Annotated in this window: 12 protein-coding genes and 1 tRNA gene; 8 read left to right on the forward strand and 5 right to left on the reverse strand. The window is 67.7% G+C overall.

The genetic code is table 11. The annotated features are described in order from the left end of the window. Both G5C60_RS43295 and G5C60_RS43300 read right to left on the reverse strand, forming a co-directional pair. Positions 1-1480: DUF2252 domain-containing protein (locus tag G5C60_RS43295; protein WP_165268437.1), on the reverse strand; the 1480-nt coding region annotated here is incomplete at its 3' end. A gap of 165 nt (positions 1481-1645) precedes the next feature. Continuing rightward, a complete protein-coding gene (locus tag G5C60_RS43300) occupies positions 1646-2017 on the reverse strand; it encodes a winged helix-turn-helix transcriptional regulator (protein WP_165268439.1) in 372 nt (123 codons plus the stop codon). Positions 2018-2136: 119 nt separating this feature from the next. Here G5C60_RS43300 and G5C60_RS43305 point away from each other — a divergent pair, with 119 nt between their 5' ends. Continuing rightward, positions 2137-2790, forward strand: a complete 654-nt coding sequence (locus tag G5C60_RS43305) for an FMN-dependent NADH-azoreductase (RefSeq protein ID WP_165268441.1) — start codon at positions 2137-2139, stop codon at positions 2788-2790. 154 nt (positions 2791-2944) lie between these two features. Here the strand turns inward: G5C60_RS43305 and G5C60_RS43310 are convergent. Next, positions 2945-3028, reverse strand: a tRNA-Leu gene (locus tag G5C60_RS43310). 490 nt (positions 3029-3518) lie between these two features. On the opposite strand from G5C60_RS43310, the gene G5C60_RS43315 reads away from it, so the two are divergent. The 7 genes from G5C60_RS43315 to G5C60_RS43345 all read left to right on the forward strand — a co-directional run bounded on the left by G5C60_RS43315 (position 3519) and on the right by G5C60_RS43345 (position 12972). Beyond that, positions 3519-4385, forward strand: a complete 867-nt coding sequence (locus G5C60_RS43315) for an FhaA domain-containing protein (RefSeq protein ID WP_165268443.1) — start codon at positions 3519-3521, stop codon at positions 4383-4385. A gap of 10 nt (positions 4386-4395) precedes the next feature. After that, complete coding sequence (locus G5C60_RS43320; RefSeq protein WP_165268445.1) at positions 4396-4914, forward strand: FHA domain-containing protein FhaB/FipA; 519 nt, start codon at positions 4396-4398, stop codon at positions 4912-4914. 90 nt (positions 4915-5004) lie between these two features. Then, entirely contained in the window at positions 5005-6582 is a 1578-nt protein-coding gene (locus G5C60_RS43325; protein WP_206440721.1) for a Stp1/IreP family PP2C-type Ser/Thr phosphatase, read from the forward strand. Between the two features lie 32 nt (positions 6583-6614). After that, positions 6615-8039, forward strand: a complete 1425-nt coding sequence (locus G5C60_RS43330) for an FtsW/RodA/SpoVE family cell cycle protein (protein WP_165268449.1) — start codon at positions 6615-6617, stop codon at positions 8037-8039. Continuing rightward, positions 8036-9508: a penicillin-binding transpeptidase domain-containing protein gene (locus tag G5C60_RS43335; protein ID WP_165268451.1), complete on the forward strand. Its 1473-nt coding sequence runs from the start codon at positions 8036-8038 to the stop codon at positions 9506-9508. Before G5C60_RS43330 ends, G5C60_RS43335 begins: the two co-directional genes overlap by 4 nt. A 172-nt stretch (positions 9509-9680) precedes the next feature. Then, positions 9681-11711 (forward strand): Stk1 family PASTA domain-containing Ser/Thr kinase, encoded by a 2031-nt coding sequence (gene pknB / locus G5C60_RS43340; protein WP_165268453.1) that lies wholly within the window; start codon positions 9681-9683, stop codon positions 11709-11711. A gap of 208 nt (positions 11712-11919) precedes the next feature. Further along, positions 11920-12972 carry a restriction endonuclease gene (locus G5C60_RS43345; protein WP_165268455.1) on the forward strand — a complete coding sequence of 351 codons (1053 nt, stop codon included), beginning with the start codon at positions 11920-11922 and terminating at the stop codon, positions 12970-12972. A 106-nt stretch (positions 12973-13078) separates the two neighbouring features. Here the strand turns inward: G5C60_RS43345 and G5C60_RS43350 are convergent, their stop codons facing one another. Together G5C60_RS43350 and G5C60_RS43355 are read right to left on the reverse strand one after the other, a co-directional pair. Then, positions 13079-13819 carry a class E sortase gene (locus G5C60_RS43350; protein ID WP_165268457.1) on the reverse strand — a complete coding sequence of 247 codons (741 nt, stop codon included), beginning with the start codon at positions 13817-13819 and terminating at the stop codon, positions 13079-13081. A gap of 51 nt (positions 13820-13870) precedes the next feature. Next, on the reverse strand, positions 13871-14962 hold a 1092-nt coding region (locus G5C60_RS43355; RefSeq protein ID WP_241267494.1), incomplete at its 5' end, for a class E sortase.

Consider the following 14962-nt stretch of genomic DNA (forward strand, 5'->3'; position numbering starts at 1 on the left):
CCCCCACAACCCTCCCCACCCGCACAGCCCCCACCAACGCCGCATGGTCCGCCTCGGTGCGGTCCGCATAGGCCACCGAGAACGACGCGATCGCCTCGTCCAGTTCCTCGCTCTTGCCGCAGTAGCCCGCGATCAGGCGTGGATCGGCGCTGTGGGCGTGCGCACGGGCCAGCAGTGCGCCCGTCATGCGGGCGTAGTCGTCTATCTGGTCGGCGGCGAGGGCCGCGGGGTCGACGCTGCCCTTGCGGTTACGGAACTGGCGTACCTGGAAAGGCCGCCCGTCGACCGAGGTCCAGCCGAGGAGGATGTCGCTCACGACCTGCATGCGCTTCTGCCCGAGGACGACACGGCGGCCCTCGTGCTCGGCCTCCGGCACCGTCAGGCCCGCCGTCTTCAAGTGCGGCACCAGGGCGGAGGGGCGGGTCTCCTTCACCTGGAGGACGAGAGGTTCGCCGCGGTGGTCGAGCAGGAGCACCACGTATGAGCGCAGGCCCACGCTGCCCGTGCCGACCACGCGGAACGCGACGTCGTGCACCGCGTACCGGGCGAGGAGCGGGAGGCGGTCCTCGGAGAGTGTGGTCAGGTACTCCTCCAGCGATGCCGCCACTGCGGCGGCCTCCGCGTCGGGTATGCGCCGCAGTACGGGCGGTGCGTCGACGAAGCGGCGTCCTCCGCCCTCGACCGCCTCCGTCGACTTCGCGGCGAAGCGGCCGCTGGTGTTGCCCCGCGCCTTCTCCGAGACCCGCTCCAGCGTGCCCAGCAGGTCATGGGCGTCGGTGTGCGAGACCAGTTCCTCGTCCGCGATGGCGTTCCAGGCGTCCAGGACCGGGAGTTTGGCGAGCAGGCGCATGGTGCGCCGGTAGGAGCCGGTCGCGTAGTGCGCAGCCTTGCGGCAGGTGTCCTCGTCCGCTCCCGCCTCGCGGCCCGCGAGGACCAGTGAGGTCGCGAGCCGTTTGAGGTCCCACTCCCACGGCCCGTGCTGCGTCTCGTCGAAGTCGTTCAGGTCGATGACGAGGCCGCCGCGCGCGTCCGCGTACAGGCCGAAGTTCGCCGCGTGTGCGTCGCCGCAGATCTGCGCGCCGATGCCCGTCATGGGCGTACGCGCCAGGTCGTATGCCATGAGTCCGGCCGAGCCGCGCAGGAAGGCGAAGGGTGTGGCCGCCATCCTGCCGACCCGTATCGCCGTGAGCTCGGGGATGCGGCCGCGGTTGGACTCCTCGACGGCGGTCACGGCGTCCGGACGGTCTCCGTTCACGTCCAGGGACGCGTGCGCGCCGCGCGGCACCTGCCCCCGCAACGCCTTGCCCTCGTCCTTGGGCGACCCCTTCGCGGGCCACTGCGCGAACCCGCGCACCCCGGAAACCCTGGCCTGCCCGGCCTGCCTGGCCTGTGCGCCCTGCGGCCCCGGCTGCCGGCTCGGCTGCGCCGCCTGGTCAACCTGCTCAGGCCGCGCCGCCACCGCTTCATCGATCTGGCTCATACCGACCGCTCTCCCCGTGCACGAACATCAACTCGCCACGACGGTACAGCCGGGCGTCAACTCGCGTGACCCCCTGTGAATAACTCCATGCCTGTGGAAAACACCGCTGCTCAGCGCCAGCTGCCGCAGCGGCGGGCTTACTTCCGCGGCCTCACTGCGGCGGACTTACTTCCGGGATTCCCGCGGGCACGATCGGTCCGCCGGCAGATGGGTTTCGGCCCACTTCCCCAGTTCCTTGAGCGAGGAGTCCAGCGCGGCCCCCGCTTCCGTCAGCCGATAGGTGACCCGCAGCGGCGGCCCTTCATCGACCTCGCGCACCACGAGCCCCATCGCACCGAGCTCCGTGAGCCGGTCGGAGAGCATGCGCTCGCTGATGCCTGGGATGGCGCGGCGCAGGTCGGCGAAGTGTGCGGGGTGCGGCAGGAGCACGGACACGATCGGGCCGGTCCAGCGTTTTCCGAGCAGCTGGAAGACGCGCGTGATGCCGTCGTCCACCTGCTTGCACGCCACTTCTCCGTGGCTCTTCTGGGGCGCCATGTCTCCAGAGTACTGGCTTCCCGTTTGGTACTGATAAAAAGTAAGCTACTGTGAAACCCGTAGTCACCTACGAAAACAACAGCCATCTCAGACCTCTCAAACCGCTCTTTGGAGACCTCATGGCCACCCTGCTGCACCTGGACTCGTCCGTGTTCCCCGGTCCCGCCTCGGCGTCCCGCGCCGTGACGGAAACGTTCCGCAAGACCTGGGAGGAGCAGCATCCGGAAGGCACGGTCATCTACCGCGACCTCTCCGCGAACCCCGTACCGCACATCACCGCCGACGCCCACACCGCCGGCTTCGCCGACCCGGCCACGCACACCCCGGAGCAGGCGGCCGCCTTCGCCGAGCGCGCGAAGCTCATCGAGGAACTGGAGAGGGCGGACGCCGTGCTGATCGGCGCCCCCATGTACAACTACTCGATCCCCTCGACGCTCAAGGCGTGGCTGGACAACGTGATCCTCATGGGCCGCACCGCCATGACCGAGGACTCGACGGTCAAGGGCACCCCGGTCACCGTCGTCGCCAGCCGCGGCGGCTCCTACGCGCCGGGCACCCCGCGCGAGGGCTACGAGTACGTCCGGAACTACCTCGAGGCGGTCCTGGCAGACACCCTCGCCCTGGACGTCCACTTCATCGTCCCGGAGCTCACGATGGCCCCACAGAACCCGGCGATGTCCGAGCTGATCCCCCTCTTCGAGACCTCCCGCACCAAGGCCCACGAGGACGCGGCCACCAAGGCCAAGGAACTAGTGGAGCGCGTGTCCGCGTAACCCCGCCGAGGGCCACCTCACACCCTGCAAACCATGTGATTGTCCTCACCCGGGGCGTCTCTGAGCGAACGTCCCGGGACGCCCGCGGACAACGGGCACGGACACCAGGCAACGCAAAAGCCCCGCAGGTCCAAGACCTGCGGGGCTTCCTCTGTGCGCGAGGGGGGAGTTGAACCCCCACGCCCTTGCGGGCACTGGAACCTGAATCCAGCGCGTCTGCCTATTCCGCCACCCGCGCATTGGGTGTGTCGTCCGTCTCTCACCGAGAGGTGTGAGCGCCTGGCGACATCCAGAAGATTAGCACGCTGCCAAGGGTGGATTCACATCCCTTTCCGGGGGCGCACACGGGGCGGCAGCAGGGCCACGGACCCCGGCATCACCTGCGCTGCCGCCCCGAACAGTGCCTCGAATCCCACCGTTCCCTCCCCGCACGTATCGGCCAGAACCTGTTCACGTATCAACCTCGTACCGGTCCCGGCCATCTCCCCAGGAGGCGGACAGGGTCCACAGTCGGGTGCGGGACACTGTGGTGAAGCCACCTCTACGATCCTTCCCATGGGAGTGCCCAGGGAGAGTTCGAGGAGGAGCTCCGAAGGGAACTTCGGGAGGGGACTTCAGTGGGCGTCGACACCCGTCGACCGGGCCGACAGGGGGAACCAGCCGATTTCCCGGCGCGTGGATACGATCAGTAAGCAGTACCAGGACAAGGACGAAGGAGGAGGTGCCCCATGGGAGTCCTGAAGAAGTTCGAGCAGCGTCTCGAAGGTCTGGTCAACGGCACCTTCGCCAAGGTGTTCAAGTCCGAGGTCCAGCCCGTCGAGATCGCCGGAGCACTCCAGCGTGAGTGCGACAACAACGCGACGATCTGGAACCGCGACCGGACCGTCGTACCCAACGACTTCATCGTGGAGCTGAGCACACCGGATTTCGAGCGTCTCAGCCCCTACTCCGGCCAGCTCGGCGACGAGCTCGCCGGCATGGTGCGCGACTACGCGAAGCAGCAGCGGTACACCTTCATGGGCCCCATCAAGGTCCATCTGGAGAAGGCGGACGACCTCGACACCGGTCTGTACCGGGTACGCAGCCGTACGCTCGCCTCCTCCGCCAGCCAGCAGGCTCCGGAGCGCGCCCCCGCGGGAGGCCCGGCAGGCCGTCCCGGAGGCGGAGGCGGAGGCTACGGGTATCCGCCGCCGGCCCAGCCGGCGGGCGCTCCCCCCATGCCGTCCGCGCCGCCGCCCGGCGGCCGTCCCGGCCCCGCGGCACCGATGGGTGCCGGCCGCGCCGCCGCGGCTCCCGGCCCGCTGCCCGGTGCACGCGTACGGCACTGGATCGAGATCAACGGCAACCGCCATCAGATCTCCCGCCCGACGCTGGTGCTGGGCCGCAGCACCGACGCCGACGTGCGGATCGACGACCCCGGCGTCTCACGCCGGCACTGTGAGATCCGGACCGGAACGCCCTCGACGATCCAGGATCTCGGGTCCACCAACGGCATCGTGGTGGACGGGCAGCACACCACCCGCGCTACGCTCCGCGACGGCTCGCGGATCGTCGTGGGCAGTACCACCATCATTTACCGGCAAGCCGAAGGGTGAAGCGGGGGCAATGTCAGAGCTGACCCTCACGGTCATGCGGCTGGGTTTCCTGGCCGTACTGTGGCTGTTCGTGATCGTGGCCGTGCAGGTCATCCGCAGCGACCTGTTCGGAACGCGCGTCACACAGCGCGGCTCGCGCCGGGAGAGCGGACGGCCGCAGCAGGCCGCCCGGCAACAGGCCGCGCCCCCGCAGCAGCGCCAGCAGGCGAGCAGCGGCGGCCGTCAGCGCCGCGGCGCGCCCACCAAGCTCGTCGTCTCCGAGGGCACTCTTACGGGTACGACGGTCGCCTTGCAGGGGCAGACCATCACGCTGGGGCGCGCGCACGACTCCACGATCGTCCTGGACGACGACTACGCCTCCAGCAGGCATGCCAGGATCTACCCCGACCGTGACGGTCAGTGGATCGTGGAGGACCTCGGGTCCACCAATGGCACCTATCTCGACCGGGCCCGGCTGACGACCCCCACGCCGATTCCGCTGGGCGCGCCGATCCGCATCGGCAAGACCGTCATCGAGCTGCGGAAGTAGTACGACAATGAGCGAGCGGAGCGAGCACGCAGCGGCGGTCCACACGAAGGACCCCGGCGCGCTCCCGACCGGAGGGTGGGCACCGTGCGGATGTACCCGGAGCCGACGGGCGAGGTGCGCATGAGTCTGTCACTGCGCTTCGCCGCCGGATCGCACAAAGGCATGATCCGCGAGGGCAATGAGGACTCCGGTTATGCCGGTCCGCGCCTGCTCGCGATCGCCGACGGGATGGGCGGCCAGGCCGCCGGTGAGGTCGCCAGCTCCGAGGTGATCTCCACCATCGTCGCGCTCGACGACGACGTGCCGGGTTCCGACATCCTGACCTCACTGGGCACGGCCGTGCAGCGCGCCAACGACCAGCTCAGGCTGATGGTCGAGGAGGACCCGCAGCTCGAGGGCATGGGGACGACCCTCACGGCGCTGCTGTGGACCGGGCAGCGGCTCGGCCTCGTGCACGTCGGCGACTCCCGCGCGTACCTGCTGCGGGACGGCGTACTGACCCAGATCACCCAGGACCACACCTGGGTGCAGCGGCTCGTCGACGAGGGACGCATCACCGAGGACGAGGCCACCACGCACCCGCAGCGCTCGCTGCTGATGCGTGCGCTGGGCAGCGGCGACCATGTCGAGCCGGATCTGTCGATCCGTGAAGTCCGCGCCGGCGACCGGTACTTGATCTGCTCCGACGGTCTGTCGGGGGTGGTCAGCCATCAGACGATGGAAGACACCCTCGCCAGCTACCAAGGCCCGCAGGAGACCGTGCAGCAGCTGATCGAGCTCGCGCTGCGGGGCGGCGGCCCCGACAACATCACGGTGATCGTGGCCGACGTACTCGACATCGACGGCGGGGACACCCTCGCGGGGCAGATGTCCGACACCCCCGTCGTCGTGGGCGCGGTCGCCGAGAACCAGCAGCAGCAGTTGATGCACGACGACGGCACGATGCAGACGCCCGCGGGCCGCGCCTCCAGCCTCGGCCGCCCCGCGCCCTCAGGAGGCGGCGGCGAGTTCGGCCCGCCCGGCAGCGGCGACACGACGGGGTACGTCCCCACGGACGGCTTCGGCGCCTACTCCGACGAGGACTTCGTCAAACCACGCCGGGGACGCAAGTGGCTGAAGAGATCCCTCTACGGCGTACTGGCGCTCGCCGTCGTCGGCGGCGGGCTGTACGGCGGTTACCGCTGGACGCAGACGCAGTACTACGTCGGCACCAAGGGCGAACACGTCGCGCTGTACCGCGGTATCAGCCAGGATCTGGCCTGGGTTTCGCTGTCGAAGGTGGAGAAGGACCACCCCGAGATCGAACTCAAGTACCTGCCGCCGTATCAGCAGAAGCAGGTCAAGGCCACGATCGCCGAGGGCGGTCTCGGCGACGCCAGGTCGAAAATCGAGGAGTTGGCGACACAGGCGTCGGCTTGCGAGAAAGACGCCGAACGCCGCGAGGCTGAGAGCCGTAATAACTCTCAGACGGGTGAAGGCGAAGCCGGCGGCACCACGGGAACCACAAGGACCTCCGTGGCGTCAAAGGCGACACCATCGCCCACCCCGACCCCGACGAAGCCCACATCACCGTCCGCCGACCCGTCCCAGACCGCACCCACTCCCACACCCGGTCCCAGCCTCTCGGAGGAAGAGCAGAAGCTGGTCTCGCTGTGCGGTAAGCAGTAAGCAACGCACGCTGTGAGAGGCCCTGTCACACGATGAGCAGTACAACGAACCCATCGACGCACCACACGTCCACGATCGGCGCCATCGGCGCGCCCAGCCGGCGCAACACCGAGCTGGCGCTGCTGGTGTTCGCCGTCGTCATCCCGGTGTTCGCCTACGCCAACGTGGGCCTGGCCGTCAACGACCAGGTCCCCTCCGGCCTGCTCGGCTACGGCCTGGGCCTCGGCCTGCTCGCCGCCGTCGGCCACCTCGTCGTACGGAAGTTCGCGCCGTACGCCGACCCGCTGATGCTGCCGGTGGCCACGCTGCTCAACGGACTCGGCCTGGTCGCCATCTGGCGCCTGGACCAGTCACCCAGACTCCAGCAGCGTGCCGAAACCCTGTTCGGAGCTTTCAGCCCGGACGCCCCCAAGCAGCTGCTCTACTCGGCGCTCGGCATCGCGCTCTTCGCCGGGATCATCGTGTTCCTCAAGGACCACCGCATCCTCCAGCGCTACACGTACATCTCCATGGTCGTCGCGCTCGTACTGCTCATCGCGCCGATGTTCTTCCCCGCCGTCAACGGCGCCAAGATCTGGATCAGCATCGGCGGCTTCACCATCCAGCCCGGCGAGTTCGCGAAGATCGTCATCGCGGTCTTCTTCTCCGGCTACCTCATGGTGAAACGCGACGCGCTCGCACTCGCCAGCCGCCGCTTCATGGGCCTGTACCTGCCCCGTGGACGGGACCTCGGCCCGATCATCACCGTGTGGGTGATGAGCCTGCTCATCCTGGTCTTCGAGACCGACCTCGGTACCTCCCTGCTGTTCTTCGGAATGTTCGTCGTCGTCCTGTACGTCGCGACCGAGCGCACCAGCTGGATCGTCTTCGGTCTGCTGATGTCGGGGGCCGGCGCGGTCGGCGTCGCCTCCTTCGAATCGCACGTCCAGCAGCGTGTGGACGCCTGGCTGAACCCCTTCTCCCCGGAGGTCATGGCGCAGAGCGACCAGGTCGCCCAGTCCCTGATGTCCTTCGGCTCCGGCGGAGTCCTCGGCACCGGCCTCGGCCAGGGCCACTCCGACCTGATCGGCTTCGCCGCCAACTCCGACTTCATCTTCGCCACCTTCGGCGAGGAACTGGGCCTGGCCGGAGTGATGGCCATCCTGCTGCTGTACGGCCTGATCGTCGAGCGCGGCGTCCGCACAGCGCTCGCCGCCCGCGACCCGTTCGGCAAGCTGCTCGCCGTCGGCCTGTCGAGCGCCTTCGCGATCCAGATCTTCGTGGTCGGCGGCGGTGTGATGGGACTCATCCCGCTGAGCGGTATGACGATGCCGTTCGTGGCATACGGCGGCTCCTCCGTGATCGCCAACTGGGCCCTCATCGGCATCCTGCTCCGCATCAGCGACACCGCACGCCGTCCCGCCCCGGCCCCCGCATCCAACCCCGACGCCGAAATGACCCAGGTGGTCCGCCCGTGAACAAGCCACTGCGCCGCATCGCGATCTTCTGCGGGCTCCTCGTGATGGCCCTGCTCATCCGCGACAACTGGATCCAGTACGTCATGGCCGACGACCTGCAGAAGAACGAGAACAACCGCCGCGTCGCCATCCAGCGCTACGAACAGCCGCGCGGCGACATCATCGTCGACGGACAGCCGATCACCGGATCGAAGAAAACCTCCGGCAGCGACTTCGCTTACAAGCGCACCTACAAGGACGGCCCGATGTGGGCCCCCGTCACGGGCTACGCCTCCCAGGCCTTCGGTGCCACCCAGCTGGAATCCCTCGAGGACGGCATCCTCACCGGCAACGACGACCGGCTCTTCTTCCGGCGCACCCTCGACATGATCACCGGCAAGAAGCAAGAGGGCGGCAACGTCATGACCACCCTCAACGCCGCCGCGCAGAAAGCGGCCTTCGAGGGCCTGGGCGACAAGAAGGGCGCCGTCGCCGCCATCGACCCCTCCACCGGCGCGATCCTGGCACTCGCCTCCACGCCGTCCTACGACCCGTCGACGTTCGCCGGGAACTCCACGGACACCGACACCAAGGCCTGGCAGAAACTCCAGAAGAAGCAGAACCCCGACGACCCGATGCTCAACCGGGCGCTGCGCGAGACCTACCCGCCGGGCTCCACCTTCAAGGTGGTCACCGCGGCCGCAGCCCTGGAGCACGGCCAGTACACCGACCCCGACGCGAAGACGGACTCGCCGGACCCGTGGACCCTGCCGGACTCCACGACCGAGCTGCCCAACGAGGGCAACATCCCCTGTGAGAACGCCACGCTCCGCAACGCCCTGAAGTTCTCCTGCAACACCGTCTTCGGCAAGGTCGGCTCCGACCTCGGCAGGGACAAGATGCTGGAGACCGCCAAGAAGTTCGGCTTCAACTCCGAGCAGTTCGTGCCGGTCCGCTCCAACGCCTCCGTCTTCCCGACCACCATGGACAAGCCGCAGACCGCGCTGAGCTCCATCGGCCAGTTCGAGACCGCCGCGACCCCGCTCCAGATGGCCATGGTGGCCTCGGCCATCGCCAACGACGGCACACTCATGGAGCCGTACATGGTCGACCAGCTGACCGCCCCGAACCTGGACGTCATCGAAAAGCACGACCCGAAGAAGATGAGCGAACCCCTCTCCGAGGAGAACGCCCAAAAGCTCCAGTCGATGATGGAGACGGTCGTCAAGGAAGGCACCGGCACCAAGGCACAGATCCCCGGCGTCACCGTCGGCGGCAAGACCGGTACCGCCCAGCACGGCATCGAGAACGAAGAGAAGCCGTACGCCTGGTTCCTCTCGTACGCCAAGGGAGACGACGGCAGCTCGCCGGTCGCCGTCGCCGTGGTCGTCGAGGACAGCCAGGCCGAGCGTGAGGACATCTCCGGCGGTGGTCTCGCCGCACCGATCGCGAAGGACGTGATGAAGGCAGTCATCGACAGCAAGAAGTGACCCCGCTCACGTCCCCTTCACATCGGTGCACGTTGCGATACCGGTCCTGTATCGGGTGACGGTTGTGGCCAGGTCAGTCAAGGCGAGCCGGGTACGGTATGCCCGGACAGCACACCGCCGGACCACACAACTGGGTGCGGTCGGAACCGACGGAGAGGGCTGGTAGGTAGCTATGGAAGAGCCGCGTCGCCTCGGCGGCCGGTACGAGCTGGGCCAGGTGCTCGGCCGTGGTGGCATGGCGGAGGTACATCTCGCCCATGACACACGGCTCGGCCGCACCGTGGCGGTGAAGACGCTGCGAGCGGACCTCGCACGCGACCCGTCGTTCCAGGCCCGGTTCCGCCGGGAGGCCCAGTCGGCCGCCTCGCTCAACCATCCCGCGATCGTCGCCGTGTACGACACGGGTGAGGACTACATCGAGGGCATCTCCATCCCATACATCGTGATGGAGTACGTCGACGGGTCCACGCTGCGCGAGCTGCTGCACTCCGGGCGCAAACTGCTGCCCGAGCGCGCCATGGAGATGACCATCGGCATCCTCCAGGCCCTCGAGTACTCACACCGCAACGGCATCGTCCACCGCGACATCAAGCCCGCGAACGTCATGCTGACGCGCAACGGCCAGGTCAAGGTCATGGACTTCGGCATCGCCCGCGCCATGGGCGACTCCGGCATGACCATGACGCAGACCGCCGCGGTCATAGGTACGGCCCAGTACCTCTCACCGGAACAGGCAAAGGGCGAGCAGGTCGACGCCCGGTCCGACCTGTACTCCACCGGCTGCCTGCTGTACGAACTGCTGACGGTCCGGCCCCCGTTCGTCGGGGACTCCCCGGTCGCGGTCGCCTACCAGCACGTACGGGAAGAAGCGCAGCCGCCGAGCAACTTCGACCCCGAGATCACGCCCGAGATGGACGCCATCGTCCTCAAGGCCCTGGTCAAGGACCCCGACTACCGCTACCAGTCCGCCGACGAGATGCGCGTCGACATCGAGGCCTGCCTCGACGGCCAGCCCGTCGCGGCCACCTCGGCCCTCGGCTCCGTCGGCTACGGCGGCTACCCGGACGACAAGCCGACCACAGCCCTGCGCGCCACCCCCGGCGGCCAGCAGACGTCCATGCTCCCCCCGATGAACCCGGACGACGACGGCTACGACGACCGTGCCGACCGCCGCCGCCCGAAGAAGAGCAACACCTCGACGATCCTCCTGGTCGTCGCGGGACTGCTGGTCCTGGTGGGCGCCATCCTCATCGGCAAGTGGGCGTTCAGCGGGACGGGCGGCGCAGGCGACGAGTCGTTCCCGGCACCCAACTTCATCAACCGGACCGAGGCCGACGCCAGGGACATGGCAGGGAACGTCGACCTCGAGGTGACGGTCGCCAAGAAGGCCTGCGAGAACACCCCTGAGGGCAGCGTCTGCGCGCAGAACCCGAAGGCGAAGACCAATGTCAGCAAGGGCGACACGATCGCACTGACAGTGTCGACAGGGGCTCCCAAGGTGGCAGTGCCGAACGTCATCGACGACGACGTCGACGTCGCCACGCAGAAGCTCGAGGACGACAAGTACCAGTTCAAGGTCAAGACCGAGAACAAGGAGTCCAGCGAGGAACCGGGCACGGTCCTCGACCAGGACCCGACCGCGGGCGACGAGGTGGAAAAGGGATCGACGATCACCCTCACCGTCGCCAAGGAACAATCGCAGTCGACCGTCCCCGACGTCACCGGCAGGACCTGTGACGAGGCCAAGGCGCAGATGGAGGAGAACGACCTCGTCGGCGTCTGCACCGAGGTGGAAACCGACGACGACAACCTCATCGGCAAGGTCATCACGACGTCGCCCGCGCCCAACACCCAGGCCGACCCGGGCTCCCAGGTGAACATCCAGATCGGCAAGGAAGCCGAGGACGAGCAGCAGGCCCAGATGCCGAACGTGGTCGGCCAGAACCTGGGACAGGCCAAGCAGACCCTGGCACAGTTCGGCATCAGGACCGTCCAGTTCGCCGCCGGCAGCGACCAGAGTGACCAGGCGATCGTCAGCGACCAGGACCCGGACGCAGGCCAGCAGGTCGACGATCCGGCCAACACGACGGTCACCCTCACCACCGTCGGCTTCGGCGGCAACGGGGGCAACAACGGCGGCGGAGACAACGGAGGCGGCTTCCTCGGCGGCGCCGACGGCGCCTCCTTCCGAAACGAGGACTGACACCCGCCCGTCCGCGTACACCGCACACGTCAGGGCCCCGGCACCCAAGCTGAACACTTGGGTGCCGGGGCCCTGACGTGTCACCGAACGCCCTCGTTGAACACCTGCTCGCACGTAGATCGTGTCTTCATACGTGACGACTCGTTGATCGATGGGGTGGGGCATCGGAGCTCCGCCCTGGCCGGACCACGAGCAGACGGGACAGAACGTGATCAACGAAGCGGCTCTACTGGAATCGAAGAGCCTGCGCGACAGCGCACTGGAACGCACAGACGTGCTCGACAGGGTCAAGGCGCTGTCGCTGCTGCCGGACGGTATGCATGTGACTACGGCGATGGTCGCGACGTACTTCGAAGTCGCCGAGACAGTGATCAACAACCTGCTCAGTCGACACAGGGCTGAGCTTGAGTCCAACGGCCTGCGGGTGCTGCGCGGCTCTGAACTGCGGGATTTTAAGGAACTCAACTTGAGTTCCTATCCCGGAGGTTATCCACAGCCCCGCTCCAGCCTGGCCATCTGGTCGCGCCGGGCCGTCCTCAACGCCGCCATGCTCCTCCGAGACAGCGAAGTCGCACGTCAGGTGCGTACGTACCTCCTCGACATGGAGTACCTGGCGCGTACCCAGCCTGTGGATAACTCTGTCCACAGGGACGCCGCCTTCCCCTCCCTCGACGACCGCATCGATCAACGCATCAGCCACGTCCTCGGCAAAACCGTCGTCCCGATGTTCAACGCCCTGATCGAGACATCGAGCGAGCACCGCCGGGAACTGATCGCCCTGCGCAGCGGCGTCCAGCGCATCGAACGCAGGCTCCAACAGCACAACGTCCGACTGCAGCGACTGGAAGGCCCCCGAGGCCGACCCCTCGCCGGAGTCATGGCCTCCATGGACGCCATGACCGGGCGGGAGTTCGAGGAACACATCGCCCAACTGCTGCGCCGTGACGGCTGCACCGCTGTTGTCGTACGAGGCGGCTACGGAGATCGAGGCGTAGACATCACGGGACGCACCCCGGACGGGCGATACATCGCCGTCCAGTGCAAGAGATTCGCGCCCTACGTATCCGTGACCAGCCCCCACGTCCAGAAGTTCATCGGGTCGGCGAAGGTCCTGTACAACGCGGACGTGGCGCGCTACGTGGCCACATGTGCCTTCACTCGCGATGCAGTGAACGTCGCGGCTGACGGCGGCGTCACACCGGTGGACCGCAGCACGCTCGAGGCATGGAGCGGCGGGACGGAACTGTCCGCCTTGAGCTGAGGCGCTGGCTCCCCACGGAAAGGGCCCGAAGTCGCAAGAGATAGTTGCGGCTTCGGGCCCCCGCCATGCTAGGCGACAGACCCCCTCGAAGGGGGGCTGTCACAGCTCAGCGCAACTCCTCCGGCGGCGTCCGCTCATCATTCACCTTCTCCACCCGGTCCAGCTCGCCCCACACCACGTAGCGGTAGTTGGAGGTGAAGACCGGGGTGCACGTCGTCAGGGTGATGTAGCGGCCCGCCTTCTGCTTGCCCGACTCCTTGGGGACGGGGGCGAGGACCTTCACGTTGAACTTCGACGTCTCGGGGAGGATCTCGTAGACCTTGTAGACGTACCAGTCGTCCTTGGTCTCGAAGACGATCGGATCGCCCTTCTTGAGCTTGTCGATGTTGTGGAACTTCGCACCGTGCCCGTCGCGGTGCGCGGCCAGCGAGAAGTTGCCCTTCTTGTCCTGCGGGAGCGCGGACTTGACGGGATCGGTGTAGTAGCCGGCGACGCCGTCGTTGAGGAGCTTCGTGGAGGTGCCCTTCTTGACCAGCACCTCGCCGTTCTTCATCGCCGGTACGTGCAGGAAGCCGATGCCGTCCTTGGTATCCAGGCCGACCGGGCCACGGTCCTCGGCCCAGTGGTCACGTACCTTGTCGCCCTGTTTGTTCGCCACGCGGTCCGCGACGACGTTCGTCCACCACAGCGAGTACGCCACGAACAGGCCGAGGATCAGGCCCGCCGTGATGAGAAGTTCACCGAAGACACTGACAGCCATCGCGATCTTGCCGGGGCCGCGGCGGCGCGGCGCGCGCGAGGACGCCGGCGCGTCGGTCTGCTCTTCGTGGTCGGTCGTCGCTGCCACTGCATTTGCCCCGTCTGGTATGCCCGAAGTCCTGGGAGGTCTCACATGCTCTTACTGGACGAGCGCATCCGGCTTCCCCTTGCTGCGCGGCCGCTCCTCGACCATCTTGCCCCAGACGATCATCCGGTACTTGCTGGTGAACTCGGGAGTGCAGGTGGTCAGAGTGATGTAGCGGCCCGCCGTGGTGAAGCCCGACCCCTTGGGAATCGCGTCCAGGACAGCCGTGTTGCTGGGCGCCGTCACCGGCAGGATCGACGCCATCTTGTAGACGAAGTACTTGTCCTGCGTCTCGACGACGATCGGATCGCCCGGCTGAAGCCGGTTGATGTACCGAAACGGTTCACCATGCGTGTTGCGATGCCCGGCGATCCCGAAGTTGCCCGTCTTGGCGTCCGGCATCGCCGTCTTCAGATCGTCATCGGCGTAGTGGCCGACCATGCCACGGTCCAGCACCCGCTTCTTGTCGATGCCCTCGGCGATCGGCGTGACCACGTCCAGCTTCGGGATGTGCAGGAGAGCGAAGCCCTGTCCCGGCTCGAACACACCAGGATTCCGCTTACCGTTCGCCCAGTCGTCCTGCAGATCGCTCGCCGCACTGCCCGCCTGCGCGGCCGCCCGGATATTCGTCCACCACAGCTGATACGTCACAAACAGCAACATCAGCACGCCGGTGGTGATGAACACCTCACCGATCGCCCGGCTGGCCATCACGGCCGCCCCCGGCTTCCGCGCCCGCGCCGCCCGCCGCGCCTCCACACGCGAGAGGGGCGCCGCGCCGGGCTCCGCCCCCGCCCGCTCCTGCGCCGCCCCACTGTGCCGCCCATGCCGCTTGGCGGCCTTACGCCGGGCCGCACGGCCACCGGGAGCCGAGGGCGTGGCACGCGTCGTGGACGCCGCAGACGCCGCCTGTATGGACTCGCTGTCGGGTACGCGCAGCGCGACGGTCTCTTCGTCAATCGGGAGCGACGCGGCGGATTCGTACGGCTGGGAGTACGCCTCGTCCTGCCACGCCTCTCCGTACCGCTGCTCCTCGTACGAAGACTCCTCGTACGAAGGCTCCTCGTACGAAGGCTCCTCGTATGGAGGCTCTTCGTACGAGGACGAGGATGAGGCCGGGGACGAAACCGGGGCCGGGGCCGGGGC

Origin of the sequence: Streptomyces scabichelini (assembly GCF_011045015.1) — a bacterium.
Taxonomy (GTDB): Bacteria; Actinomycetota; Actinomycetes; order Streptomycetales; family Streptomycetaceae; genus Streptomyces; species Streptomyces scabichelini.

What these genes read in the sequence shown, in the direction of transcription:
- G5C60_RS43315 (WP_165268443.1), top strand. Translation starts at nt 3,519, where the DNA reads ATGGGAGTCCTGAAGAAGTTCGAGCAGCGTCTCGAAGGTCTGGTCAAC.
- G5C60_RS43320 (WP_165268445.1), top strand. Translation starts at nt 4,396, where the DNA reads ATGTCAGAGCTGACCCTCACGGTCATGCGGCTGGGTTTCCTGGCCGTA.
- G5C60_RS43325 (WP_206440721.1), top strand. Translation starts at nt 5,005, where the DNA reads ATGTACCCGGAGCCGACGGGCGAGGTGCGCATGAGTCTGTCACTGCGC.
- G5C60_RS43330 (WP_165268449.1), top strand. Translation starts at nt 6,615, where the DNA reads ATGAGCAGTACAACGAACCCATCGACGCACCACACGTCCACGATCGGC.
- G5C60_RS43300 (WP_165268439.1), bottom strand. Translation starts at nt 2,017, where the DNA reads ATGGCGCCCCAGAAGAGCCACGGAGAAGTGGCGTGCAAGCAGGTGGAC.
- G5C60_RS43305 (WP_165268441.1), top strand. Translation starts at nt 2,137, where the DNA reads ATGGCCACCCTGCTGCACCTGGACTCGTCCGTGTTCCCCGGTCCCGCC.
- pknB (WP_165268453.1), top strand. Translation starts at nt 9,681, where the DNA reads ATGGAAGAGCCGCGTCGCCTCGGCGGCCGGTACGAGCTGGGCCAGGTG.